The organism is Nocardia glycosmidis (assembly GCF_052545115.1).
Genome location: NZ_JBQWRH010000010.1, coordinates 214,495 through 238,403, shown reverse-complemented (window position 1 = coordinate 238,403; position 23,909 = coordinate 214,495). Strand labels below are relative to the sequence as shown.

Annotated in this window: 22 protein-coding genes and 1 pseudogene; 11 read left to right on the top strand and 12 right to left on the bottom strand. The window is 67.2% G+C overall.

Annotated features, from left to right (window positions below; genetic code table 11):
• The 5 genes and pseudogenes from ACT86A_RS15390 to hpf all read left to right on the top strand — a co-directional run.
• A partial coding sequence (locus ACT86A_RS15390; protein ID WP_445092790.1) for a winged helix-turn-helix domain-containing protein occupies positions 1 to 394 on the top strand: 394 nt, incomplete at its 5' end.
• A gap of 111 nt (positions 395 to 505) precedes the next feature.
• Positions 506 to 2,146, top strand: a pseudogene (gene mtrB / locus ACT86A_RS15385) (MtrAB system histidine kinase MtrB); the annotation flags it as partial.
• 410 nt (positions 2,147 to 2,556) lie between these two features.
• Entirely contained in the window at positions 2,557 to 4,377 is a 1,821-nt protein-coding gene (gene lpqB, locus ACT86A_RS15380; RefSeq protein WP_445092789.1) for an MtrAB system accessory lipoprotein LpqB, read from the top strand.
• 95 nt (positions 4,378 to 4,472) lie between these two features.
• The gene (locus ACT86A_RS15375) at positions 4,473 to 5,117 is read left to right on the top strand and encodes a ComF family protein (protein WP_445092788.1); all 645 of its coding nucleotides are present in this window, start codon (positions 4,473 to 4,475) and stop codon (positions 5,115 to 5,117) included.
• Between the two features lie 182 nt (positions 5,118 to 5,299).
• Positions 5,300 to 6,031, top strand: a complete 732-nt coding sequence (gene hpf / locus ACT86A_RS15370) for a ribosome hibernation-promoting factor, HPF/YfiA family (RefSeq protein WP_445092787.1) — start codon at positions 5,300 to 5,302, stop codon at positions 6,029 to 6,031.
• Positions 6,032 to 6,224: 193 nt separating this feature from the next.
• Here the strand turns inward: hpf and ACT86A_RS15365 are convergent, their stop codons facing one another.
• From ACT86A_RS15365 to ACT86A_RS15335, 7 genes are all read right to left on the bottom strand, one after another.
• Complete coding sequence (locus ACT86A_RS15365; protein ID WP_445092786.1) at positions 6,225 to 6,398, bottom strand: hypothetical protein; 174 nt, start codon at positions 6,396 to 6,398, stop codon at positions 6,225 to 6,227.
• A gap of 162 nt (positions 6,399 to 6,560) precedes the next feature.
• Positions 6,561 to 7,181 carry a 5,6-dimethylbenzimidazole synthase gene (bluB, locus tag ACT86A_RS15360; RefSeq protein WP_445092785.1) on the bottom strand — a complete coding sequence of 207 codons (621 nt, stop codon included), beginning with the start codon at positions 7,179 to 7,181 and terminating at the stop codon, positions 6,561 to 6,563.
• Positions 7,182 to 7,451: 270 nt separating this feature from the next.
• Positions 7,452 to 8,708, bottom strand: a complete 1,257-nt coding sequence (locus ACT86A_RS15355; protein WP_445092784.1) for a fatty acid desaturase family protein — start codon at positions 8,706 to 8,708, stop codon at positions 7,452 to 7,454.
• A 99-nt stretch (positions 8,709 to 8,807) separates the two neighbouring features.
• Positions 8,808 to 10,262 carry a fatty acid desaturase gene (locus ACT86A_RS15350; protein ID WP_445092783.1) on the bottom strand — a complete coding sequence of 485 codons (1,455 nt, stop codon included), beginning with the start codon at positions 10,260 to 10,262 and terminating at the stop codon, positions 8,808 to 8,810.
• A gap of 44 nt (positions 10,263 to 10,306) precedes the next feature.
• Positions 10,307 to 11,464 carry a ferredoxin reductase gene (locus ACT86A_RS15345; RefSeq protein ID WP_445092782.1) on the bottom strand — a complete coding sequence of 386 codons (1,158 nt, stop codon included), beginning with the start codon at positions 11,462 to 11,464 and terminating at the stop codon, positions 10,307 to 10,309.
• A 164-nt stretch (positions 11,465 to 11,628) separates the two neighbouring features.
• Positions 11,629 to 12,198 (bottom strand): DUF6912 family protein, encoded by a 570-nt coding sequence (locus ACT86A_RS15340; RefSeq protein WP_445092806.1) that lies wholly within the window; start codon positions 12,196 to 12,198, stop codon positions 11,629 to 11,631.
• A gap of 40 nt (positions 12,199 to 12,238) precedes the next feature.
• Complete coding sequence (locus tag ACT86A_RS15335) at positions 12,239 to 13,657, bottom strand: WS/DGAT/MGAT family O-acyltransferase (RefSeq protein WP_445092781.1); 1,419 nt, start codon at positions 13,655 to 13,657, stop codon at positions 12,239 to 12,241.
• A 661-nt stretch (positions 13,658 to 14,318) separates the two neighbouring features.
• On the opposite strand from ACT86A_RS15335, the gene secA reads away from it, so the two are divergent.
• The 3 genes from secA to ACT86A_RS15320 all read left to right on the top strand — a co-directional run bounded on the left by secA (position 14,319) and on the right by ACT86A_RS15320 (position 18,083).
• The gene (secA, locus tag ACT86A_RS15330; protein ID WP_445092780.1) at positions 14,319 to 17,186 is read left to right on the top strand and encodes a preprotein translocase subunit SecA; all 2,868 of its coding nucleotides are present in this window, start codon (positions 14,319 to 14,321) and stop codon (positions 17,184 to 17,186) included.
• A 142-nt stretch (positions 17,187 to 17,328) separates the two neighbouring features.
• A complete protein-coding gene (locus tag ACT86A_RS15325; RefSeq protein WP_445092779.1) occupies positions 17,329 to 17,661 on the top strand; it encodes a type II toxin-antitoxin system Phd/YefM family antitoxin in 333 nt (110 codons plus the stop codon).
• Complete coding sequence (locus ACT86A_RS15320; RefSeq protein ID WP_445092778.1) at positions 17,658 to 18,083, top strand: type II toxin-antitoxin system VapC family toxin; 426 nt, start codon at positions 17,658 to 17,660, stop codon at positions 18,081 to 18,083. The genes ACT86A_RS15325 and ACT86A_RS15320 overlap by 4 nt, the downstream gene beginning before the upstream one ends.
• 63 nt (positions 18,084 to 18,146) lie before the next feature.
• Here ACT86A_RS15320 and rsgA read toward each other — a convergent pair whose 3' ends face one another.
• Both rsgA and aroA read right to left on the bottom strand, forming a co-directional pair.
• The gene (gene rsgA, locus ACT86A_RS15315; protein ID WP_445092805.1) at positions 18,147 to 19,145 is read right to left on the bottom strand and encodes a ribosome small subunit-dependent GTPase A; all 999 of its coding nucleotides are present in this window, start codon (positions 19,143 to 19,145) and stop codon (positions 18,147 to 18,149) included.
• On the bottom strand, positions 19,142 to 20,434 hold the full coding sequence (gene aroA / locus ACT86A_RS15310; RefSeq protein ID WP_445092777.1) for a 3-phosphoshikimate 1-carboxyvinyltransferase: 1,293 nt from the start codon (positions 20,432 to 20,434) through the stop codon (positions 19,142 to 19,144). The genes rsgA and aroA overlap by 4 nt, the downstream gene beginning before the upstream one ends.
• A gap of 97 nt (positions 20,435 to 20,531) precedes the next feature.
• Here aroA and ACT86A_RS15305 point away from each other — a divergent pair, with 97 nt between their 5' ends.
• Complete coding sequence (locus tag ACT86A_RS15305) at positions 20,532 to 21,317, top strand: SOS response-associated peptidase (RefSeq protein ID WP_445092776.1); 786 nt, start codon at positions 20,532 to 20,534, stop codon at positions 21,315 to 21,317.
• 192 nt (positions 21,318 to 21,509) lie between these two features.
• Here ACT86A_RS15305 and ACT86A_RS15300 read toward each other — a convergent pair whose 3' ends face one another.
• Positions 21,510 to 21,869 carry a hypothetical protein gene (locus ACT86A_RS15300; protein WP_445092775.1) on the bottom strand — a complete coding sequence of 120 codons (360 nt, stop codon included), beginning with the start codon at positions 21,867 to 21,869 and terminating at the stop codon, positions 21,510 to 21,512.
• 73 nt (positions 21,870 to 21,942) lie between these two features.
• A complete protein-coding gene (gene ybaK / locus ACT86A_RS15295; protein WP_445092774.1) occupies positions 21,943 to 22,437 on the bottom strand; it encodes a Cys-tRNA(Pro) deacylase in 495 nt (164 codons plus the stop codon).
• 263 nt (positions 22,438 to 22,700) lie between these two features.
• Between ybaK and ACT86A_RS15290 the strand changes: the two genes are divergently transcribed.
• Both ACT86A_RS15290 and rsrA read left to right on the top strand, forming a co-directional pair.
• Positions 22,701 to 23,381 carry a sigma-70 family RNA polymerase sigma factor gene (locus ACT86A_RS15290; RefSeq protein ID WP_445092804.1) on the top strand — a complete coding sequence of 227 codons (681 nt, stop codon included), beginning with the start codon at positions 22,701 to 22,703 and terminating at the stop codon, positions 23,379 to 23,381.
• A 76-nt stretch (positions 23,382 to 23,457) separates the two neighbouring features.
• Positions 23,458 to 23,745: a mycothiol system anti-sigma-R factor gene (gene rsrA / locus ACT86A_RS15285; protein ID WP_445092773.1), complete on the top strand. Its 288-nt coding sequence runs from the start codon at positions 23,458 to 23,460 to the stop codon at positions 23,743 to 23,745.
• Positions 23,746 to 23,822: 77 nt separating this feature from the next.
• Here the strand turns inward: rsrA and ACT86A_RS15280 are convergent, their stop codons facing one another.
• Positions 23,823 to 23,897, bottom strand: a complete 75-nt coding sequence (locus ACT86A_RS15280) for a 50S ribosomal protein bL37 (RefSeq protein WP_022597109.1) — start codon at positions 23,895 to 23,897, stop codon at positions 23,823 to 23,825.
• Positions 23,898 to 23,909 lie beyond the last annotated feature (12 nt).

The window sequence follows — 23,909 nt, the reverse complement described above, 5'->3', positions numbered from 1 at the left end:
CGCCGACGATTACATCGTCAAGCCGTTCAAGCCGAAAGAGCTCGTCGCCCGGGTACGCGCCCGGCTGCGCCGCACCGAGGAGGAGCCCGCCGAGCTGCTGTCGATCGCGGATATCGTGATCGATGTGCCCGCCCACAAGGTCAGCCGTGGCGGCCAGCAGATATCGCTGACCCCGCTGGAGTTCGACCTGCTCGTCGCGCTGGCCCGCAAGCCGCGCCAGGTGTTCACTCGCGAGGTCCTGCTCGAGCAGGTCTGGGGCTACCGGCACGCCGCCGATACCCGGTTGGTGAACGTCCATGTGCAGCGATTGCGCGCGAAGGTCGAGAAGGATCCGGAGAATCCGGAGATCGTGCTGACCGTCCGCGGGGTCGGTTACAAGGCCGGACCGCCGTGATCCGGACCGAGTTCAGGGCCCGGAGGCAGTAGTTTGCCTGACCATGAAGGGCCCCGCGACCGCCGGGCGGCAGATCGGACCAACGAGATCGGTCGGATACAACGATCGCTGATGCCGGTGGTGGCTTGGTTCCAGGAGGTGGGCGTTGCGCTCGGCCACCTCTGGCGCCGTTCGCTGCAGCTGCGCGTCATCGTGTCGACCTTGACCCTGTCGCTGATCGTCATCTCGATCCTCGGCGTGGTGCTCACCAGTCAGATCACCGACCGGCTGCTCGACGCCAAGATCAACGCGGCGGTCGAGGAGATGGATCGTGCGCGTAATACGGTGCAGAGCCAGCTGGCCGGTGTGCACGATATCGGCGCGCAGCCGCAGCGTCTGGAAGACGCCCGTAACGCGCTGTCCAACCGCAACGGGACCGGCCAATCCACCGGCGCCGCAGGCACTTTCGATACGGCCCTGAGCGTCGTCGGCGGCCTGCCGCCGCAGCAGATCTCCAACGGCCCGATCCAGGAGGTGCCCGAGGAACTACGCCGGTTCGTGCAGCGCAACCAGGTCAGCTACCAGTTCGCCACGGTCACCGACGCGGAGGGCTACAACGGCCGCGCGCTGATCATCGGCAGTCCCTCCACGGAGATCCCGACCCTGGAGATCTACCTGATCTTCCCGCTGGCCAACGAGGAACGCAGTCTTTCGCTGATGCGCGGCACGATGCTGGTCGGCGGCATCGTGCTCCTGGTGTTGCTGGCGGCGATCACCGCGCTGGTGACCAGGCAGGTGGTCCTGCCGATCCGCTCCGCGGCCCGGATCGCCGGCCGGTTCGCCGACGGCAGGCTCAAGGAACGCATGCTGGTGCGCGGCGAGGACGACATGGCGCGGCTGGCCCAGGCGTTCAACGAGATGGCCGAGAGCCTGTCCAACCAGATCACCCAGCTGGAAGAGTTCGGTAATCTGCAGCGCCGGTTCACGTCCGATGTCAGCCACGAGTTGCGCACCCCACTCACCACCGTGCGCATGGCCGCCGACCTGATCCACGGTAGCAGTGACGACCTCGACCCCGCCTTGGCCCGCAGCGCAGAGTTGCTGGTCAACGAGCTGGACCGGTTCGAAGGCCTGCTCAACGACCTGCTGGAGATCAGCAGGCACGACGCCGGCGTCGCCGAACTCCAGGTCGAATCGCTGGATGTGCGGATGTGCGCGCGTGCCGCGATCTCCACCGTGCGCCACCTGGCCAAGGACGCCGGTGTGGAGATAATCACCGATATGCCGGAGGACCCGCTGGTCGCCGAGGTAGACCCGCGCCGGGTGGAGCGGGTGTTGCGCAATCTGCTGGCCAACGCGATCGACCACAGCGAGGGCAAGCCGGTGCTGCTGCGGATGCGCGGCGATGTCGAGGCGAACGCGGTCGCCGTGGTGGTGCGCGATCAAGGCGTCGGCCTGCGACCCGGCGAGGAGAAGCTGGTCTTCAACCGATTCTGGCGCTCGGACCCGTCCCGGATGCGCCGCTCCGGCGGCACCGGCCTCGGTTTGTCGATCAGTGTGGAAGACGCGAACCTGCATGAGGGCAAGCTCGAGGCGTGGGGCGAGATCGGCGTCGGCGCAAGCTTCCGCCTGACCTTGCCGCTGGCGCGCGGGAAGAAACTCGGACCGAGCCCGCTGCCGCTCGAGGCTGCCCGCAAGCCCGTGCGGGTGGTCGAGACGGAGCCGCCCGCCGACTCCGCTGCCGATGCGGCGGGCACTACGGAGACCGGCGCACATGCTGGCGTGAACGGTTCCGGCGAGGGTGCACCGACCGCGCCCGGCACCGCCCCGAGGCCGGATGCCGGGCTGGACGCCCTCGAGCCGGACGCCGACGAATCGGACACCCGATATCCGGGCGGCGTGCGCCTGGGACCGGACGATGCGCAGTCGGATGCCGCCGGCGCGGATGGTTCGCGCGCGGAAGACGCGCGGACGAAGTCGGGCGCCGCGGCTGAGCAGAAGGACGACGTGAGCACTGGGTCGGCGCAGCCGAACTTGGCGGGGCCTGCGGAATCAGGCGGTCTCGCGATGCCTGATGACCGCGCTCCATCCGGTGACGCGCCCGCGTCCGGTTCGACCGAATCGCAGGCCGAGTCGGCACAGGCCGATGACGGCCCGGCGCGCGAAGCTGGGGACGGACAACCATGAGTATGCGTGTCAGTTCTGCGCGGATGCGGCGGCTGAGCGTGCTGATGGCCATGGTCATGGTGGTCTTGTCGTCGCTCACCGCCTGCGCCAGCCTGCCCGAGTCCTCCGCGCCGGAGGCATTGGGCACCATCAACCGCGAGCCCAGCCAGGAGGGCCCGCCGCCACCGGTCGCCAACCGTGATCCCGATCTCCTGCTGCGTGACTTCCTCCAGGCCACCGCGGACCCGGCCAACCGGCATCTGGCCGCCCGCCAGTACATGACGCCTGCCGCGTCCACGCAGTGGAACGACGCAGCGGGCACTGTCATCGTGGAGAAACCCAACATCCTGCGCGAGTCGCGCTCCGGGGATACTGCCAATTACTTGATCCGCGCACGCAAGGTCGGTGAACTGTCCGCTGACGGCGGGTATCGCCCCAACGACGAGCTTCCCATGGTCGAGAACAGGATCGGGCTGACCAAAGTCGACGGGGAGTGGCGCATCAACGAATTGCCCGATGGCGTGGTCATCGACTCCGCCGCGTTTTTCAAGTCCTACCGCCGCTATGTGCTGTACTTCCTCGATCCGGGCGGTAACACCGCTGTGCCGGATCTGCGCTGGATCTCAGCGCAGAAGGCGCAGCTGCCCCAGCGACTGATCAGCTCGCTGATCGATGGGCCGCAACCCGCGCTGGCATCGGTCCTGCGCAACGAGCTGACGCCCCCGATCGCGGTGCACGGGGCGATCACCAAGGCAAACGGTGACCCCGAGGGTGTCGGTATCGGGCTCGGCGGCGTCCGAATCGACTTCGCAGGTGCGTCGGCGCTGAATCCGCGCGAGCGCGAACTACTGGCCGCACAGGTGGTGCTGAGCTTGTCCAGTGCCGACATCCTCGGGCCCTACCTGCTGCTCGCCGACGGCAAGCCGTTGGACGAGAGGTTCGCCGCGAACGGGTGGAGTGTCGCGGACGTGCAGCAGTTCAATCCGGGCACGCTCGCGCGCAACCAGGTTGGTTTGCACGCGCTGCGCTCCGGGGGGTTGGTGCAGGTCACCGATAGCGGTGGCAGTGTGCCGACGCCGGGGTACTTCGGTCGGGTGAACAACCTGCAGTCGGCGGCGCTGTCCCCGGACGGTCAGCTGGTCGCGGCGGTCGCGGACGCGGGCAGGCCCGCGGGAGAGCCGTCGAGCACCTTGATGGTCGGCACTTACGGCGGCAACGCCTTTCCTGTCGCCGAAGGCCACACCGTCACCCGGCCGTCCTGGACCGCCGACGGCGGCGCAGCATGGGCGGTGCTCGATGGCACGCAGGTCATCCGCGCGGTGCATGACCGGGCCACGGGAAATGTGTCGAGGCAGGACGTCGACATCTCGGCGTTGATGTCGGCTCCCTCGGACACGGCGCCACGACTCCCGATCACCGAACTGCGGATCTCTCGGTCCGGGGTGCGGGCGGCGATGATCGCCAACGGCAAGGTGTACGTCGCGGTGGTAGCCCCTCGGCCGGACGGGAAGTTGGCTCTCACCTCGGCGCTTCCCGTGGGTGTTGAACTCAGCACAGCGGCGGTGTCGGTGGACTGGCTCGACGCCGATTCGATCATCATCGCGCGAGAGGGCAATGTCGACCCGGTGGGCACCGTGTCGGTAGACGGCTCGGAGCCCAGGCCGTTGACATCGCAGAATCTGACCCCCCCGGTGCGCTCGGTGAGCGCGAGCCCGGATCGTCAGTACGTCGCCGACTCACGCGGGGTGCTGGAGCTGACCTCAGCTCCGGACCAGGGCCAGCCGTACTGGCGTGAACTCCCCGGTCTCGCGAACGCCATCCCCGTGCTGCCGGGCTGAGGGTGTCGGGCCGAGCGACGGAAACAATGTTCGCTCTCGGATCGCCGTCGGCACGATTGATCGAACTTGTCGGCAGGCGGGCGCACACTCGTGCGATGCGAAACCTGCTCGATCTGGTCCTGCCCGCCGCCTGTGCGGGCTGTGCGCGACCGGGCACCGGATGGTGTGCCGAGTGCGCTGCCGCTCTGGCCGGTCCGCCGGTACGGGTATGGCCGCGCACCGATCCCGGAGTCCCGTGCTGGGCGCTCGGACGGTACGCCGGTCCCGCGCGCCGGGCGGTGCTCGCGGCGAAGGAACGTGGGCGGCGAGATCTCGCGGTACCGCTCGGTGCGGCGCTCGCGGGCGGGCTTGCCGAGTTGCGGTCGGCACGACGGCCGCTGGTGCTGGTACCCGCCCCCAGCAGGGCCGTGGCGGCCCGGCGCCGCGGCGGCGATCCGGTGCTGCGTTCGGCGCGCGTTGCCACACAATGGCTGCCCAATAGCCGAGTGGTAACCCTGTTGCGAATGGATCGGCGGGTGCGTGATTCGGTGGGCTTGACACCCGCGCAGCGGGCGCGCAACGTGGGCGGGCGCGTCACGGCGGTACCCGGTTGTGCCGCAGACTGGGGAATTTCCGCGAACGCCGAGGTAGTGGTGGTCGACGATGTGCTGACCACCGGCGCAACGGCCCGCGAATCGGTGCGCGCATTGGCACGGATCGGTTTGCCGACACGTGGTGTTCTGGTTACTTGCGCTGTTTGACTCCAGGAAATTTGCGTGAACACTGGCGATCGGCCGGTTGGCGTACTAGCGTCGCGAACACACACCCGAACCGGGAGTTTGGAGGTGGCGCCTCGGACAACTTGTGCCGAGAGATTGTCGATCGGCACGGCTCATCCCGCCGCACGTGAATCGGTCTGTGCGGCCAGATCCGGGAGGTACGCGTGACGACTTCTTCACGACCTTCAGTACAAGATTCCGCTCCGTCAGTGCTGGATTACGGCACCCAGGAAGCGCCAGAGCAACCCCCAGCGGAACCCCAGCGAACGATGCGCGCCGACATCGTGGTGAAGGGCCGCAACGTGGAGGTGCCTGATCATTTTCGAATTTACGTCGCGGAAAAACTCTCCCGATTAGAACGCTTCGACCCATCCATGTTCCTCTTCGACGTGGAGTTGTTCCACGAGCGCAATCGCCGACAGCGAAAGAGCTGCCAGCGCGTCGAAATCACCGCCCGCGGAAAGGGGCCCGTCGTCCGGGCCGAGGCCCACGCGGACAGCTTTTACGCCGCGTTCGAGTCGGTGACTGCGAAGCTGGAGAGCCGCCTGCGCCGCACCAAGGATCGCCGCCGGGTGCACTACGGCGACAAGACGCCGCTCTCCGTCGCCCAGGCCACCGCGGACCTGGTGGACGATTCGCTGTTCGAGCGGCCCAGCGGGTCGAGTGCCGTGCAGGGGCAGCGCGAAGAGGCGCTGGAGCCGGACTACGCTGAGGGCCCCGGTCACATCGTGCGCACCAAGGTGCACGCGGCCACGCCGATGACCGTCGACGACGCGCTGTATCAGATGGAGCTCGTCGGTCACGACTTCTTCCTGTTCCAGGACAAGGAGACCGACCAGCCCTCGGTGGTCTACCGTCGCCACGCCTTCGATTACGGCCTCATCAGGCTTGCGTGACGAACCGTCCGTTTCCGATTCTCCGGGTGTTCAGCTCGTCGGCTGGGTGCCCGGAGATTTGCGTCGACCGCGAACCCACCTTTCGGGCGTCCTGTCGTCGACGACGTTCGAATACGTCCGCTCGACGGGCGTATTGTGTCGGGCGAGATAGCGACAGTGGCCGGGTGTGCGCGGAATAGGGAAGCCCACCGGTTCAGGATCTGCGCGCAGCGCCCGGTCGCCGACGGCGTCCTTCGACGGCGATGATGCGCAAGCAGGTCTGGTGCTTGGTCTCGCCGGGGATACCCTCCCGGCGTAGGCGCAACATCGCGTGTGCGAGGTCTATGCCCAGCTCGTTCGACAGCCGAACCGCGTCGACATCGGCCATTGCACAAACCTCCTGGAACAAAACACCACGAACAAAGAACACTGCGTCAGAAGCAGTTTCGACCATGTTTTACCCAGCCGGTGTGTGATTGAACCACAAACCACCTACACATTTGCGTAACGCGATACGCGCCATCGCTTCGCAAGTGCGGGCGGCGGGTTTTCAGCAGCGATAGGTTTCGTGGTGCACCGCGTCCGTGAGCGGCCGCCCCGCGCGCCAGCCGAAACGCTCCAGATCGGGAATGTCCTGAAACTCGTGGACTGGGCCGACACAGAGCCAACCGACCGAGCGGATGCCTTTTGGCAGACCGATCAAGTCGGCGAGGAAATCGGGGTCGTAGAACGACACCCAGCCGACGCCGACACCTTCGGCCGTGGCGGCCAGCCACAAGTTCTGTATCGCGAGAACCGCGGAGTAGATCCCGGTTTCGGGCATCGTGGCCCGCCCGAGCACCTGCGGTCCACCGCGATCGTGGTCATAGCAGACCACGATGCCGGTGCCGCTCTCCACAATGCCTTCGATCTTGATCGGCTCGAATACCGCGGCCCGCTCAGGTGGCAGCGCGTCGCGGAAATCGACGCGCCGCCGCGCCACGTGATCGGCGAACTTGCGCAGCGTCACCGGCTCGCGGACGACCACGAAGTCCCAGGGCTGCGAGTTCCCGACGCTGGGCGCCCGGTGCGCCGCATCGAGCAGCCGCCACAGCGTGGCGTCGTCCACGACCTCGCCGGTGAATTCCGCGCGCACGTCACGGCGGCGCTGGATGGCCTCGTAGACGCTCATGACTTCACCATGCACCGACCAAGCCTCCTCTGCCTCTCCGGGGTCAACCGTAGCGGCTGGGTGGCCTGGGGTTTGCGTGCAGGTCCTGCGTCGGGTGCCGCTCCAGTTCGGGCGTTCCCGGCGAGTTAGCTCTGTACCTCGGAAATCAGTCGGCACGTCCGGTGACCTGCGCTGCGGCGCTCGACAGCCGGGCGTCGCAGCACGAGGCGGAGGCGACTCCCGTCGATGTCGTGTCCGCCGGCGGTCACGAACCTTCCGGAGGTCGTGGAATCATCCTGCCGCGGCCGAAACGCGCCGGCCGAAACGCCGACGTCCCTGGGCGAGAGCCGTACGCAGACCACGACGCTTGCCGGTCGCCGAGTCGACTGTGGCGCCGGTGCGGCCGTGGAATTTGCGCTCCGAGGCGGTCTCCGGGGCGTCGTCGGCGGTGGCGCGCAGGTACTTGTTCGGCAGTGACAGCTTGAGAATGGTCCGCCACGCCTTGAAGTACTGCACCGGCAGCGAGCCGGTGGTGTAGGGCAGGTCGTACTTGTCGGCCAGCTCGCGCACCCGCACCGCGATCTCGGCGTACCTGTTGCTCGGCAGATCGGGGAACAGGTGGTGCTCGATCTGGTGGCTCAGGTTGCCGGTCATGAAGTGCGTGATCGGGCCACCGGAGATGTTCGCGCTGCCCAGCATCTGGCGCAGGTACCACTGGGCCTTCGTCTCGTTGTCGATATCGGCCTTGGTGAACTTTTCCGCGCCGTCGGGGAAGTGCCCGCAGAAGATCACGGCGTTGGACCACACGTTGCGGATCGCGTTCGCGGCCAGATTGGCGGTCAGCGTGGAGAAGAACGCGGGGCCGGTGAGCGCGGGGAAGACGACGTAGTCCTTGAGGATCTGCTTGCCCATCTTGGTGAGCGCCTCGCTGCGCTTACGCTCGAACTCGGCACGCTCGGCAGTGCCCGGCTTGTACCGGCCCGCCGCCAACTTGCCCAACTCCAGGTGCTGGATGGCGACGCCGTACTCGAACAACAGTTGCAGCACCAGGTTGTAGATCGGGTTGCCCAGGTTGAACGGCTGCCAGCGCTGGTCGCGGGTCACTCGGAGCAGGCCGTAGCCGATGTCGTCGTCCATACCGAGCACGTTGGTGTACTTGTGGTGCAAGTAGTTGTGCGTGTGCTTCCAGTGCTTGGCCGCGCCCGAGTTGTCCCATTCCCACGAGCTGGAGTGGATCTCCGGATCATTCATCCAGTCCCACTGCCCGTGCATGACGTTGTGCCCGATCTCCATGTTCTCGATGATCTTGGCGGTGCCGAGCAACGCGACTCCGGACAGCCAGGCGACCGGCACGGGGCTGGCGAACAGCACCACCCGTCCGCTGATCTCGAGGACCCGCTGTAGCCGGATGACATTGCGGATGTATTTCGCGTCCCGCTCGCCGCGGGAGGCCTCGATTTCCCGTCGGATCGCGTCGAATTCCGCGCCGAGCGCATCCACGTCTGCCTCGGTGAGGTGCGCGTATTCCTTGACATCCGAGATCGCCATGCGGGTTACTTTACCGTAAGTTACGAGACCGTAAGTTGCCAAGTCCGGCGTTCGGATGTGTCAATTACCCTATTGCGATCCACGGGCTGGGCTGGTACTTTAGCGCATCCTTCGGTAAATGCGAAAAAGCTTGTCCCGCAAGGCTTTTTCGCGCAGCGCCGCCTGTTCCTGGCGGGCTCTTTCCTGGAGCGCCAGCTTGGCCTCGCGCAAGATCTGCCGCTCGTGCTCGGCCTTCTCCTTCAGCGTCGCCTTGGCCTCGCGCAGCATCTCCTTCTCCTGCCGCGCTTTCTCTTGCAGCACGAGCTTCGCCTCGTGCAGCGCCGAGCGCAGGCCGCGCCGCTTCCCGGTCTCCGGATCGAAGCGCAGCCAATGCGTGGACTCCGCCCCCGGCAAGCTCATCGAGCCCAGCGACGGCAAGGTGATGCCGGCGAACTTGCGTTCCGAGGAGGTCTCGGGGGCGTTGTCGGCGGTCGCCTTGAGGAACCGGTCCGGCAGCGCCAGCTTGTGGATGGTGCGGAAGGCGAGCAGATACTGCTTGCCCAGCGAGCCGGTGGTGTAGGGCAGGTCGTACTTGTCGCACAGCTCGCGCACCCGCATCGCGATCTGCGGATACCGGTTGCTCGGCAGATCCGGGAACAGGTGGTGCTCGATCTGGTAGCACAGGTTGCCGCTCATGAACGCCATGACCGGACCGGCTTTGAAGTTGGCGCTGCCGAGCATCTGACGCAGGTACCACTCGCCGCGCGTCTCGTTCTCCAGCTGCTCGACGGTGAACTTCTCCGCCCCGTCGGGGAAGTGGCCGCAGAAGATCACCGCGTACGCCCACAGGTTGCGCACCAGGTTCGCCATCGCGTTGGCCTTCAGCGTCTGCTTGAACGCCGGGCCGGTGAGCGCGGGATAGATCAGATAGTCCTTGGTGACCTGACGGGCGATCTTGCGGCCGATGTCCCGGTTCGGCTGGGACAGCAACTGCCAGCGCGGCGTGTCCGACAGCTGCTTCTCGATGCCCCAGTCGTGCAGCGCGATGCCCCACTCGAAGGTGGTGGCCAACAGCAGGTTCGCCAATGGCTGGATCAGGTGGACCGGCCGCCACGGCATGTCCCGGGTCATCCGCAGGATGCCGAAGCCGAGGTCCTCGTCCTTGTCCAGGACGTTCGTAAAGGTGTGGTGGGAGTAATTGTGCGCCCGGCGCCACTGCGCGGAGGGACCTGTCATGTCCCACTCCCACGAGGTGGAATGGATCTCCGGGTCGTTCATCCAGTCCCACTGCCCGTGGCTGACGTTGTGCCCGAGTTCCATGTTTTCGATGATCTTGGCGACCGACAGCAGCGCGGTACCGGTCAGCCAGGCCCAGCGATTGCGGCTGCCGAAAAGCACAGCGCGGGCGACCACCTCCAGACCGCGCTGCGCCGCGATCGTGCGCCGGATGTACTTCGCGTCGTGCTCGCCACGGGACGATTCCACCGAGCGCCGGATGGAATCCAGTTCCTGCCCCAGGGTCTCGATGTCGGTCGCCGTGAGGTGCGCGAACGCCTTGATATCGGTGATGGCCACCGGGGTCCTTTCGCTACTCGATTCAGATCGAGCGTACCTGCGGGCTAAACGTCCAGCGTGCAGTCGCCGGCGGCGGCAGAGACACAGGTTTGCACCTTGTCGCCCGCGCGGCGCTCGTCGCCATTGCGCAGATCGCGCACATGACCGGAACCGATGGTGACGACGCAGGTTTGGCAGATACCCATCCGGCAACCGAATGGCATCTGCACGCCGACCGACTCGCCGGCCTCCAGCAGGCTGGTCGCGCCGTCCGCCTCGGCGGTGCGACCGGACCTGCCGAAGGTGACCGTGCCGCCCGCGCCGACCGCGGAGCGCTCGATGTCGAACCGCTCCACATGCAGCCGGTCCGGCACGCGCGCGTCGCGCCAGTGCTTCTCGATCTCGTCGAGCATCCCGGCCGGCCCGCAGGCCCAGGTCTGCCGCTCGCGCCAGTCGGGGAATTCGGTGTCCAGATCGTTCAGCGCGAACTTGCCGTGTTCCGCGGTGAAATGCAGACGGGTGTGGAAACCGGGATTGCGATCGTGCAGCTCGTGCAGCTCGGCGCCGAACATCACGTCGTCCGCCGTGCGCGCCGAGTGCAGGTGCGCCACGTCGGTGAAAACCGCACGGCGGTCCATCGTGCGCAGCATGGACATCACCGGGGTGATACCGCTGCCCGCAGTGAGGAACAACACTTTCTCCGGCGGTGGGTAGGGCAGCACGAACCCACCTTGCGGCGCGGCGAGCCGGACGATGGTCCCCACGGCAACGCCGCCGACGAGGTGGCTGGACAGGAAACCTTCCGGCATCGCTTTCACCGCGATCGAGATCAGCCGCTTGCCGCCGTGTTCCGGCGCGGACCAGTCCGGGGGGCAGGTCAGCGAGTACGAGCGCCAATGCCATCGTCCGTCGACCAGGAGGCCGATGCCGATGTACTGGCCGGGTTGGTAGGTGAAGTCGAAGCCCCATCCCGGCTGGATCACCAGCGTCGCGGAGTCGGCGGTTTCCTTGCGCACCTCCACGATGCGTCCGCGCAGCTCACGGGCCGACCACAGCGGGTTGGCCAGATGCAGGTAGTCGTCCGGCAGTAAGGGGGTGGTCACCCGCGCCACCGCGCCGCGCAGCATGTTCAGCTTGCCGCCGCGCTCGGCGACGTTCGCCGCGGGCGCCTCCAGCCACGCGCGGACGCCACGCACCGAGAAGCCCCCATTTTTCGAACCCATCGCTGCCGTCGGTCTCCTGTTATCGGGTGCGAGCCAGGCGTCTCCTCGAGCGAACGCGGCCTCGGCAGCAAGGTTACGGCATCGTAGGTTACTGCGGGTGGGCGAGCCCGCGAACAGCGGCCGAGCACCCGGATACCGCGCCGTTCGCCGACGCGGTTCCCGGTTCACAGCAGTTCGAGCAGGAACGGCAGCTCCTGGGCGGCATACCAGGCCAGTTGGTGGTCTTCGGCGTCGCCGAGCACGAACTCGGCGTCCGGGTCGCCGAGATCAGCCGCGTCGACCACGTCGACGGCCTTGGCTACCTGCGGTTCGGCGTCGCCCAGATCGACATGCACCGAGGCGATCTGCTGGTAGCTGATCGGACCCGCCAGCCGGACCACCGCGTCGTCCAGATCGGGCCGAAGCTTCGCGCCGGTCACGTCGGCCGCGACCACCGCGCGCCGGTAGACCGGACGGCCGCCGGTCACCGGTGCGATATCGTCCGGGCCCTCCGATGCTGTGATCTCTGTGGTCTGTGTGACCTCCGTGATTTCCGGGATCTCCTCCGATTCGCCGATCTCCTCGCGTTCGGCGGCGAGCAGCCGCAACGAGGCGCGCGCGGCCTCGGCCATGGCCACCTCGCCGAGTTCCTCGTCGTCGCCGGAGGCATACGCCTCGCGCAGGGTGGGGGTCACCGCGAACGCCGTTCCGCCGACGGCGGCCAGCACCCGGTCGGTGACCAGCGCGCGCAGCATCGGCACCGTCGCCGGGATATAGACCCGCAGTTTCTTCTGATCAGACGCAGGCACCGAGCATCTCCTCCATCGAATCGCGCACCGCCGCGGCCAGCACGCCGATGTCGGCCATCGCGTCGCGGTCGGCGTTGAGACCGTAGAAGACACGTCCGTCGTAGGACGTGATCCCGATGCTCAAGGCTTGTTTGCGCAGCAGTGGCGACACCGGGTACATCTCCAGCATCCGCGCGCCGCCGATGTACATCGGTGCTTGCGGACCCGGCGCATTGGTGATCACCAAGTTGAATGTGTGTTCTGCGAACGTACTCGCCGCCCGCACGCTCATCGCATGCAGGCTGGCCGGTGCGAACCCGGCCAGGTGCAGCAGGGCGCGTGCGCGGACGGCATGGCGCTGGCGGCCATTGGGCTCGGTGGCGTGCGCGATATGGGACAGCCGCATCACCGGACTCGGCTCGCCGACCGGCAGATCGATCAGGAACGAGGACACCTCGCTCGCTGCCTGCGGTTGGTCTGCTTCGCTTCCCTCGACGTACACCGACATGGGCACCACCGCGCGTAACGTGGTGGACTCGGTGAGCGCCTCATCGCGCGACAGCAGCCAATTGCGCAGCGCGCCGGTGACCACCGCGAGGATCGTGTCGTTGATCGAGCAGTCGAAGCGCCTGCGGATCGCGCGATAGCCCTCCAGCTCGGTGCGCACCACCGCGAAGCGCCGGGTCCGGGAGGTCGGGGTGTTCAGGGGGCTGTCCGGTGCGCCGGCCGCCGCGGCCCGTACCGCCGAGACCACCGACTCCACCGCCTTGCCCGCGGTGCCGAGCACCGCGAACGCGTCCGCGCTCGCGTCGCGGGCCACCTCCAGGGCCTTGCGCGGCTGCTTTGCCAGGTGGGCCAGCGCGCCGACCAGCAGTTCGAGGTCGCCGGGTTCGCGCGGCGCGATCCAGGCGTCGTCGGCCAGTTCGCGCGGAGCGGGTCCGGTGTCGAGGATCACGTGGCCGATCTCCAGTGCGGTCTCCCCGTCGACCAGCGCCGAATGCGACTTGGTGAAGATCGCGCAGCGGCCCTCGGACAGCCGTTCGATCAGGTACATCTCCCACAGCGGCCGCGTCGGATCCAGCGGGTGCGAAGCCAGCCGGGCGACGAGATCGAGCAGCTGCTCGTCCGTGCCGGGACCGGGCAGTGCCGAGCGGCGGATGTGATAGGCGATGTCGAATCGGCTGTCCTCCACCCAGACCGGGCGGCCCAGCGACAGCGGGATTTCGCGCACTTTACGCCGGTACCGCGGCACCAAGGCGAGCCTGCTCTCGACCAGATCGACCAGCCGGTCGTAGTCCAGGATCGGCGTGACGATGTCGCCGGGTTCGGTGTTCCGGACGATCGCGAGAGACCCGATGTGGATCGGATTGCTGCTCGACTCGAGCCGGTAGAACGCCGTGTCCTGCGGCGTCAGTCTCGTGATCACGCTGCCCGGTACTCCTTTTCCCGATGCCGTTTCCTGCATATTGTGCTGCCAGGGCAAGCATTGCCCGGGCATTTGTGGCATATCTGGTGAATTCGGTGCGCCTCTTTGGGGTTGAACTGCTGCGTGCTGGAGCTGTTGCGTCCTGGAGTTGCTGCGTCCGGGAGGTACAACGGCACGTTGCGCCGTTCGAGGCCCCGCAATTCGATTCGATCACAACGGGAACCCGGATGCACGGTCGCCGCGTCCGGCTACGGCCGGTACCGAATCGAGCACGCGGCGTCACGGCCGGGCGTCGCGTCGGCGATCTGGTTTGCGGCGGCGGTCAGCTGCCGGGGCTACCATGGCGGGCGAAGATCGAGGTCCTGCTTGTCGTCACCCCGCGTGACGGCTCGGCTCAACCGCTGCTTTCGGGCGCAGCGAGACCTACCAGCGCAGACCTGCCCGAGACGTGCCCCGAGACGTACTACTGCCGGTTCGCGGCCGCTCGGACGCCGGCCCCACGGCCGCGAACCCGCAGGGCCGAAGGCGCTGCGAAAACAACCACGAACAACACAGCATTACCATGAAGCGTGCAGCGGATTCCGCGCAACCGCGTGGGCCCGCACCGGCCCGGAGGCCGACGACACGATTTGACACACCGACCAGAGGACTGACGAGACCCGTGCCTGCGCTGACACTGACGAGGTTGCTTCGGATTGGTGAGGGTCGCCTGGTCAAGCGGCTCTCGCATTTCGCCGACCAGGTTCTCGACCTCGAGCCGGAATACGAGGACCTCAGCGACGCCGAACTGCGGGCCAAGACCGACGAGTTCCGGGAGCGCTACGCCGGGATGGTCGCCGACGGCGAGACCGATCCGCTCGGCCAGCTGATGGCCGAGGCGTTCGCCGTGGCCCGCGAGGCGTCCTGGCGGGTGCTCAGCCAGAAGCACTACAAGGTGCAGGTGATGGGTGGCGCCGCACTGCACACCGGCAATATCGCCGAGATGAAGACCGGTGAGGGTAAGACGCTCACCTGCGTGCTGCCCGCCTACCTGAACGCGATCAGCGGCGACGGCGTGCACGTCGTGACGGTGAACGACTATCTGGCCAAGCGCGACGCCGAGTGGATGGGCCGCGTGCATCGCTTCCTCGGCCTCGAGGTCGGCGTGATCTTGTCCGGCATGAGCCCCGCCCAGCGCCGGGTGGCCTATGGCGCCGACATCACCTACGGCACGAACAACGAGTTCGGCTTCGATTACCTGCGCGACAACATGACCCATTCGCTGGACGACCTGGTGCAGCGCGGTCACAACTTCGCCGTCGTCGACGAGGTCGACTCCATCCTGATCGACGAGGCCCGCACGCCGCTGATCATCTCCGGCCCGGCCGACGCCTCCTCGAAGTGGTATGCGGAGTTCGCGCGCATCGCGCCGCTGCTGAAGAAGGACCTGCACTACGAGGTCGACATCAAGAAGCGCACCATCGGCGTGCACGAGGCGGGCGTGGAGTTCGTCGAGGACCAGCTCGGCATCGACAACCTGTACGAGGCCGCGAACTCGCCGCTGGTCAGCTATCTGAACAACGCCGTCAAGGCCAAGGAGCTCTACACCCGCGACAAGGACTACATCGTCCGCGACGGCGAAGTGATCATCGTCGACGAGTTCACCGGGCGCATCCTGGTCGGGCGCCGCTACAACGAGGGCATGCACCAGGCGATCGAGGCCAAGGAAGGGGTGGAGATCCAGCCGGAGAACCAGACCTTGGCCACCATCACGCTGCAGAACTACTTCCGCCTCTACGACAAGCTGTCCGGCATGACCGGTACCGCCGAGACCGAGGCGGCCGAGCTGCACCAGATCTACAACCTCGGCGTGGTTCCGATCCCGACCAACAAGCCGATGGTCCGGGCCGACCAGTCCGACCTGATCTACAAGACCGAAGAGGCCAAGTTCTCCGCCGTGGTCGACGACGTCACCGAACGGCACGAGAAGGGTCAGCCGGTGCTGATCGGCACCACCAGCGTCGAGCGCTCGGAGTACCTGTCCAAGCAGTTCACCAAACGCGGCATCCCGCACAACGTGCTCAACGCCAAGTTCCATGAGAAGGAAGCCGAGATCATCGCCGAGGCCGGACGGCCCGGCGCGGTGACCGTCGCGACCAACATGGCCGGTCGTGGTACCGACATCGTGCTCGGCGGCAACCCGGACATCATCGCCGACATTCTGCTGCGCAAGCAGGGGCTCGACCCGGTCGAGACGGCGGAGGAGTACGAGCGGGCCTGGTTACCCGCCCTGGATCAGGTCAAGGCGCAGACTGCCGAGGACGCCGACGCGGTGCGCGATGCGGGCGGCCTGTATGTGCTCGGCACCGAGCGGCACGAGTCGCGCCGCATCGACAATCAGCTGCGCGGCCGATCCGGCCGTCAGGGCGACCCGGGTGAGTCCCGCTTCTACCTGTCGCTGGGCGATGAGCTGATGCGCCGGTTCAACGGCGCCGCGCTGGAATCGATCATGACGCGGCTGAACCTGCCCGACGACGTGCCGATCGAGGCGAAGATGGTCTCCAAGGCCATCAAGAGCGCGCAGACGCAGGTCGAGCAGCAGAACTTCGAAATCCGCAAGAACGTGCTCAAGTACGACGAGGTGATGAACCAGCAGCGCACCGTCATCTACGGCGAGCGCGACCGGATCCTGCGCGGCGAGGACATGGAGGGCCAGGTCCAGAGCATGATCACCGACGTGATCGCCGCGTACGTGGACGGCGCCACCGCCGAGGGCTACGTGGAGGACTGGGATCTGGACAAGCTGTGGACGGCGCTGAAGTCGCTGTACCCGGTCAGCGTGGACTACCGGGCCCTGACCGGCGAGACCGAGATCGGCGAGGCGGGCGAGCTGACGCGCGAGGAGTTGCTCGAGGCTCTGCTGGATGACGCGCACGAGGCGTACGAAGGCCGTGAAGCGGAGATCGACGGTCTCGCGGGCGAGGGCAGCATGCGCAACCTCGAACGGCAGGTGCTGCTGTCGGTGCTCGACCGCAAGTGGCGCGAGCACCTCTACGAGATGGACTATCTCAAGGAGGGCATCGGCCTGCGCGCGATGGCGCAGCGCGACCCGCTGGTGGAGTACCAGCGCGAGGGCTTCGACATGTTCACCGCGATGCTCGACGGCCTCAAGGAAGAGTCGGTCGGCTTCCTGTTCAACCTTCAGGTCGAGGTGCAGCAGCCGCAGCCGGAAGGCGTTTCGGTCCAGGCGGGCCTGCGTTCCCCGGTCGGCGCCATGGCTGCGGCGCCGCGTCCGCTGCCCACCGAGGAGGCGCCGGTCGCCAACGGCCACGCCGCTCCGGCCGCCCTGCGCGCCAGGGGCATCGACGAAACGACTCCGCGCGGTTTCAGCTACTCGGGGCCCGACGAGGGCGGTCACGCCGCTGTGCGCAGCGACGCCGAGGAGTACGGCGTCGACGGCGGCCCCCAGGGCACCCGTCGCGAGCGCCGCGAGGCGGCGCGCGCGGAGGCGAAGGCCAAGCGCGGCCCGAAGTCCCGCCGCCGGCACTGAGCCACTGAATCACGACGGCGCCCGGGGTTTCCTGGGCGCCGTCGTGGTGTCCCGGAGCACGAGCCGAATCCTCGTGTTCGCGAGTAAGCACCGAAGCCCCTAACCCCGTAGCATGTCCGTAGTCGTGGCGTAGCATTACGCTATGACATCTGCGGCGCCCTTCTCCCAGCCCGAGCTTCCGGAGATCCCGCAGCGCGAGCTCCGCAACAACTCCGGCCGGGTGCTTCGCGAGGTACGCGCCGGCCATGCCTACACCATCACGGTGGATGGCACTCCGATCGCGGATCTGGTTCCGCATCGACGGGCCCACCGACGGATGGCTGTGCCTCGTGCGGAGGCCCTGGCGCTCTTCTCGGGGATCGGCTCGGGAGTGACGACCGCACCGGACGTCGCCGATCTCATCGACGACTCCACCTACGACCCCTACGATCGTGCGTACCGACGCGGCGAGTTCGCCCCGAAGGCTGGACAGTGACCAGAGCCGAGCAGGGGCGAGGGCTCATCGACACCAACGTCCTGATTCTGCTCGACGAGCTCGAGCCCGCCGAACTTCCCGACGAGTTGGTGCTGAGCTCGGTAACGATGGCCGAACTCGCAGCGGGCCCGCATTTCGTCACCGATCCGGTGGAGCGAGCTATGCGGATCGAGCGTCTTCAGGCGGCAGAGGCGGCCTTCGAACCGCTTCCTTTCGACGCGCGGGCGGCGCGGCGCTTCGGCCATATCATCGCCGCCGTCCTGGACGCGGGCCGCAATCCGAAGCCGCGCCGAATCGATCTCATGATCGCAGCAATCGCTTCGGCGAACCGCCTACCGCTCTACACGGTCAATCCCGATGACTTCAAAGGCATTTCCGCGATGGTGACCATTGCACCGGTCACCCACCCTGACAATCGCTGACCGGTTGCCCGGTCGGCGTAGGTGGCGTGCCGAGCCTGGGCCAGGAGCGGGCGGCGGTTCGGTCTACCAGGATTCGTTGGAGGCGAGGGCCACGAGCAGGCGGCGGATGGCCGCTACGCGGTGCTCTTTGCCGGTGAGTTCGTCCAATGCGCACTCGGGGTCGGCGGGCGGCCCGAGATGGGTGCAGCCGCGCGGGCAGTTCTCGATGGCTTCGGCGAGATCGGTGAAGGCGGCGATGACGTCGTCGGGAGTGATGTGCGCCAAGCCGAACGACCGGACGCCCGGAGTGTCGATGACCCAGCCGCCATCGGGCAGGGGGAGTGCGACGGACTGCGTGGAAGTGTGCTTGCCCTTGCCCACGCCGGAGACCGCGCCGACGGCTCGATCCGCGTCCGGCACAAGGCGATTCACCAACGTGGACTTGCCGACGCCGGAATGGCCGATGAGCGCGGTGAGCCGGTCGCTGAGCAGGTCGAGCACCGGCTCGAGCGGATCGTCGATGCCGCCGTAGACGATGGTGAGTTCGAGATCGTCGAAGACGGCGGCGAATTCGGAGTCGGCGGCCAGATCGTGTTTGGTCAAGCACAGAATCGGTTGCAGCCCACCGGCATACGCGGCGACCATGGCGCGCTCCACGAAGCCGGTGCGCGGCGGCGGGTCGGCGAGCGCGACTACGATGAACAACTGCTCGGCATTGCCGACCACGATCCGCTCGTATGGATCGGTGTCGTCGGCGGTGCGGCGCAACACCGTTCGGCGCTCGGCGACCCGCACGATACGGGCCAGGGTGTCCGGCCGTCCGGACAGATCGCCGACCACGTCCACCTGATCGCCCACCACGATCGGGGTGCGGCCCAGCTCCCGCGCCCGCATGGCGACGATGCGGCGATCCGCGTCGTCGCCGAGCACGCACCCCCAACGTCCCCGGTCGACCGAGACCACCATGGCGGATTCGGCATCGCTGTGTTGCGGCCGGGTCTTGGTGCGGGGACGCGAACTACGTCCGGGACGAACCCGGACGTCGGACTCGTCGTAGCTGGCGGCCGTGCGTCTGCGGCTCAGTGCGCCGCTCCTTCGTCGGACAGCGCGGGATCGAGCATCCGCTCCCACAAGGCGACGAAATCCGGCAGGGTCTTGGCGGTGGTCCCGATGTCCTCGATCTCGATGCCGGGCACCCGGAGGCCGAGAATCGCTCCCGCCGTGGCCATTCGGTGATCGGCGTAGGAGTGCCAGGTGCCTCCGTGCAACTCGGTGGGCAGGATCTCCAGCCCGTCCTCGGTTTCGGTCACCTTGCCGCCGAGCCGGTTGATCTCGGTGGACAACGCGGCCAGCCGGTCGGTCTCATGGCCACGCAGATGCGCGATGCCACGCAGCACGGTCGGGGAGTCGGCCAGCGCCGCCAGCGCTGCGACGGTGGGGGTCAGCTCGCCCACATCGTGCAGATCGATGTCGATGCCGGCGAGCCGCTCGGGGCCGTGCACGGTGAGCACGCTGTCGAAGACTCGTGCCTCGGCACCCATCCGCACCAGGATCTCGCGGATCACGTCACCCGGCTGTGTGGTCAGCCGCGGCCAGTGCGGGATGCGCACGGTGCCGCCCGTGACCGCTGCCGCGGCGAGGAACGGGGTGGCATTGGACAGGTCCGGCTCGATCTCCCAATCGACCGCGCGGATAGGCCCGTGCTCCACGGTCCAGGTTTGCGCTTTGAAGCTGTCCGCGGGCGCCTGCACCCGAACATCAGCACGGCGCAGCATCTCCACCGTCATCTCGATGTGCGGCATCGACGGCAGCGCCTTGCCGTCGTGGTGCACCACAAGACCCTCGTCGAACCGGGCGGCCGACAGCAACAGACCGGAAACGAACTGCGACGACCCGGACGCGTCGATGGTCACCGTGCCGCCGCGCAGTGCGCCCTTGCCGTGCACGGTGAATGGCAGCGCGTCACCGTCGATATCGGCGCCGAGCGCGCGCAGTGCGTCCAGGATGGTGCGCAGCGGGCGAATCCGGGCCTGCTCGTCACCGTCGAACGTGACATCACCCGACGCCAGCGCCGCTACCGGCGGCACGAAGCGCATCACAGTGCCCGCCAGCCCACAGTCCACGGTGCCCGCGCCCAGCGGTGCCGGGACGACGGTCAACGTGTCCCGGTCGCCCTCGATGCGCGCACCCAGCGCGCGCAACGCGCCGATCATCAGGTCGGTGTCCCGGCTACGCAGTGCACCGGTGATGGTCGAGGGCGCATCGGCCAGAGCGGCCAGGATGAGCGCCCGGTTCGTGATCGATTTCGATCCGGGCAGGGTCACGGTCGCGTGCACAGGGACATCGACATGGGGCGCTGGCCAGAAGTTCACCCGTCCATCATGCACCGTGTTGGATTTCGCAGCGCCTGCGGCGCTGTTATGCGAAATTGTCCCCGGCACTGTCGGTGTCGGGTGGGACTATCGGGATATGTGCGGACGATATGCGACCACGACCGACCCGGGCAGGCTCGCGGCCGAATTGGACGCGATCGATGAGACCGAGACCAGCGATCAAGGGGCCTTCACCAACTACAACGTCGCGCCGACCACTCAGGTTCTCACCGTGGTCGAACGGCACGACCACGGCCGGCCGGACGACGACCCGAAGCGCCGGATCCGGCGCATGCGCTGGGGACTGATCCCGGCGTGGACCAAGGCCGCCGAGCCCGGTGTGCCGGTCAAGGGCAAGCCGCTGTTCAACGCCCGCGCCGACAAGGCCGCCACCACGCCCTCCTTCCGCGACGCGGTGAAGTACCGGCGCTGCCTGGTGCCGATGGACGGCTGGTACGAGTGGGTCGTCGAGCCGACCGCGCCCGGCGCCACAAGCAAAGTCGCCAAACAGCCGTACTACATGGCCGACGCCGACGGTTCGCGGCTCTACATGGCGGGCCTGTGGGCGGTGTGGCGGGACCGTTCTCAGCCGGAGAGCGAGCCGCTGCTGTCGTGCACCATCCTGACCACCGACGCGGTCGGTGAGCTCACTCGCATTCACGACCGCATGCCGCTGCCCATGTCGCGGGAACGGTGGGACGCCTGGCTGGACCCGGATCACCCCGCCCCGGCGACGCTGCTGGAGACCCCCAGCGCGGATGCGGTCGCCGCGATCGTGGCACGTCCCGTGCCGGCGCTGGTCAACAGCGTGCGCAATAACGGTCCCGAATTGCTTGCTCGTGTATCGGGTGCGGAGAAAACCGGGCAGATCAGCCTGCTGTGACGGCTGCCCACCGAGCGATTGCGCCGAAAACCGCGCCCGGTTCCCACCCAGCGGCGAACCGTCGGCGAGCGAGGTGTCCGCGCGGCCACGCACCTGCCGGCCCGCGGGGTCCGAATCCTGGTGACTGCATGCGAACCGGCAGCGCCGAAGGCGCTGCCGGGCAACACCGCTGCCGAACAACACCGCGAGAAATTACAAACTGCACTTCACACTGGGCGTGGTGATATTCAGTCCGCATTTGATCATCCCGGCGACCAGGTCGATGAGCTTGGTGGTGAGATTCCCGCCGAGCTTCTCGGCCTTCCCGGTCCGGTCGCCGTCGCTGAACATGTTTTGACCGGTCAAGCCATTGTTGCCCCGTCCGTCGAAATCGAACGGGTTGCTGTTGCGCTGGCCGCCGAAGTCGAAGTGGTAACCGCTGACCTGCGTGACCGGTGGATCGGTCGGCGCGGCGGCGGCCTCCGGGGCGAGGACCGTCACCGAACCGAGCGCCACGATGGGAGTCCCGAACAACACGACGATCATGGTGCGCAAACGCTGCTGCGCGAACATTCGCATCACATCCTCGAGTCGGATCAACTGGCCGGTTCAAGTAACGCACAGATCGCGGCGAATATGGCTGGATTCAAGCGGATGTCACCGGCGCGGTCACTGCGGCGGTCAGCCGGATCAGATCGGCGGGCGCCAGCTCGATCTCCAGTCCACGTCGTCCCGCGCTGCACAGCACCCGGTCCCAGGACAATACCGAGTCGTCGATCACGGTGGGCAGCGGTTTGCGCTGGCCGAGTGGCGAGATGCCGCCGAGCACGTACCCGGTCGACTTCTCCGCCCGCGTCCGGTCGGCCATGGTCGCTTTCGGTGCGCCCAGCGCCGCGGCGGCGGCCTTCAGTGACAACGTGTTCGGCACGGGCAGCACCGCGACCGCGAGTGAGCCGGTGGCCAACTCGATGACCAGGGTCTTGAAGATCTGCTCAGCCGCGACGCCGAGTTGCGTGCGCAATGCCTCGACCGCCTCGGTGCCGTAGGAGTCGGCCCGCGGATCGTGTTTGTAAGCATGCACCCGGTGGGCCACTTCGGCCTGGGTCACTGTGCGGATCGCGGGTGTCGGGCCTGCTGCCATAGTCGAAACATTAGCGGTGGCACCAGCCCGCACCGCAGCAGGATTTCCTGGAGTTTCCCGCCCGCCCATGCGGCACGGGAACACCGCGGGGGCCGGGCATGTTGTAGGCGATACACAGTGCTCGGAGGGTTTCGCATCGTGTGAGCAGGCCCTACGAAGATGCGCCCGATTCAGACGTGAAGGAGATGCCGGTGCCCGTGCTGCTCGACGATCGTTCGGTATGGACCGTGGTGTCACCGACGGAAGGCGGAGTCCCGGTCGATATGCCGCTGCCGGTAGATTTGGCAGGTACGGCGATCGAAGGGATAGGTGTGACGAGCGACGATGACGTGGCGGCCGACGATGTCGCCGCTGTCGATGATGCGGAGCTGGCACAGCGGTTCGAGCGCGACGCGCTGCCGCTGCTGGACCAGCTCTACGGTGCCGCGCTGCGTATGACCAGGAACCCGGCGGATGCCGAGGACCTGGTCCAGGAGACCTACGTCAAGGCGTTTCAGGGGTTCAAGTCGTTCCGGGAGGGCACCAACCTCCGTGCCTGGCTGTACCGGATCCTGACCAACACCTACATCAATTCCTACCGCAAGAAGCAGCGGCAGCCCGCGCAGTACCCGACCGACGAGATCACCGACTGGCAGTTGGCCGCCACCGCCGAGCACACCTCACAGGGCCTACGTTCGGCCGAGGTCGAGGCATTGGACGCGTTGCCGGACGACGATATCAAGGCGGCGCTGCAGGAACTGCCGGAGGAATTCCGGATGGCGGTGTACTACGCGGATGTCGAGGGCTTCCCGTACAAGGAGATCGCCGACATCATGGGCACCCCCATCGGTACGGTGATGTCCCGGCTGCACCGCGGCCGGAAGCAACTGAAGGGCTTGCTCGCCGATGTGGCGCGTGAGCGTGGATTCAACCGTTCGGGGGAACGGCAGGAGGTCAAGCAGTGAGCGAGCGCAACGAGCGAACCATGAGCACCGCCGAGCACTCGCTCGTGCCGGGGCCGAGTGCCGGCGAGGCGGAGTCGTGAGCGAGTGGGACCCGGACATGGAACTCGACTGCACGGCGGTACTCACCGACGTGTGGTTGATGCTGGATGGGGAGTGCGACGAAGCGACGCGCGCTCGTCTACAGCACCACATGGAGCACTGCGGTCCGTGTATCGAGGCCTACGGCATCGAGGAGAAGATCAAGGGCCTGCTCAGTCGTAAGTGCGGCGGTGACCGCGCGCCGGAGGCGCTACGCGAACGCCTGACCATTGAACTGCGTCGCACGTTCATCACCACCGAGAGTTCGGCCGAGACCTCCGATTAGGCCGGTCCCAGACGCCGAGCGGCACGCATTTCCGCTGGAAGTGCGTGCCGCTTCACGTTTGCGGGCCGAGCGTGCGCTCAGGCGTTGGGCCGCTTGCCGTGGTTGGCCGCGTTTCCCTTGCGGCTACGCTTCTTACGTCCGCGCTTACCCATGAGTAGTCTCCC

Excerpts from the sequence above, each read along its gene's own strand:
- lpqB (WP_445092789.1), top strand. The coding sequence starts at position 2,557 with ATGAGTATGCGTGTCAGTTCTGCGCGGATGCGGCGGCTGAGCGTGCTG.
- ACT86A_RS15375 (WP_445092788.1), top strand. The coding sequence starts at position 4,473 with ATGCGAAACCTGCTCGATCTGGTCCTGCCCGCCGCCTGTGCGGGCTGT.
- ACT86A_RS15365 (WP_445092786.1), bottom strand. The coding sequence starts at position 6,398 with ATGGCCGATGTCGACGCGGTTCGGCTGTCGAACGAGCTGGGCATAGAC.
- bluB (WP_445092785.1), bottom strand. The coding sequence starts at position 7,181 with ATGAGCGTCTACGAGGCCATCCAGCGCCGCCGTGACGTGCGCGCGGAA.
- ACT86A_RS15355 (WP_445092784.1), bottom strand. The coding sequence starts at position 8,708 with ATGGCGATCTCGGATGTCAAGGAATACGCGCACCTCACCGAGGCAGAC.
- ACT86A_RS15345 (WP_445092782.1), bottom strand. The coding sequence starts at position 11,464 with ATGGGTTCGAAAAATGGGGGCTTCTCGGTGCGTGGCGTCCGCGCGTGG.
- ACT86A_RS15340 (WP_445092806.1), bottom strand. The coding sequence starts at position 12,198 with ATGCTGCGCGCGCTGGTCACCGACCGGGTGCTGGCCGCCGTCGGCGGA.
- ACT86A_RS15325 (WP_445092779.1), top strand. The coding sequence starts at position 17,329 with ATGACATCTGCGGCGCCCTTCTCCCAGCCCGAGCTTCCGGAGATCCCG.
- ACT86A_RS15305 (WP_445092776.1), top strand. The coding sequence starts at position 20,532 with ATGTGCGGACGATATGCGACCACGACCGACCCGGGCAGGCTCGCGGCC.
- ACT86A_RS15300 (WP_445092775.1), bottom strand. The coding sequence starts at position 21,869 with ATGTTCGCGCAGCAGCGTTTGCGCACCATGATCGTCGTGTTGTTCGGG.
- ybaK (WP_445092774.1), bottom strand. The coding sequence starts at position 22,437 with ATGGCAGCAGGCCCGACACCCGCGATCCGCACAGTGACCCAGGCCGAA.
- ACT86A_RS15290 (WP_445092804.1), top strand. The coding sequence starts at position 22,701 with ATGCCGCTGCCGGTAGATTTGGCAGGTACGGCGATCGAAGGGATAGGT.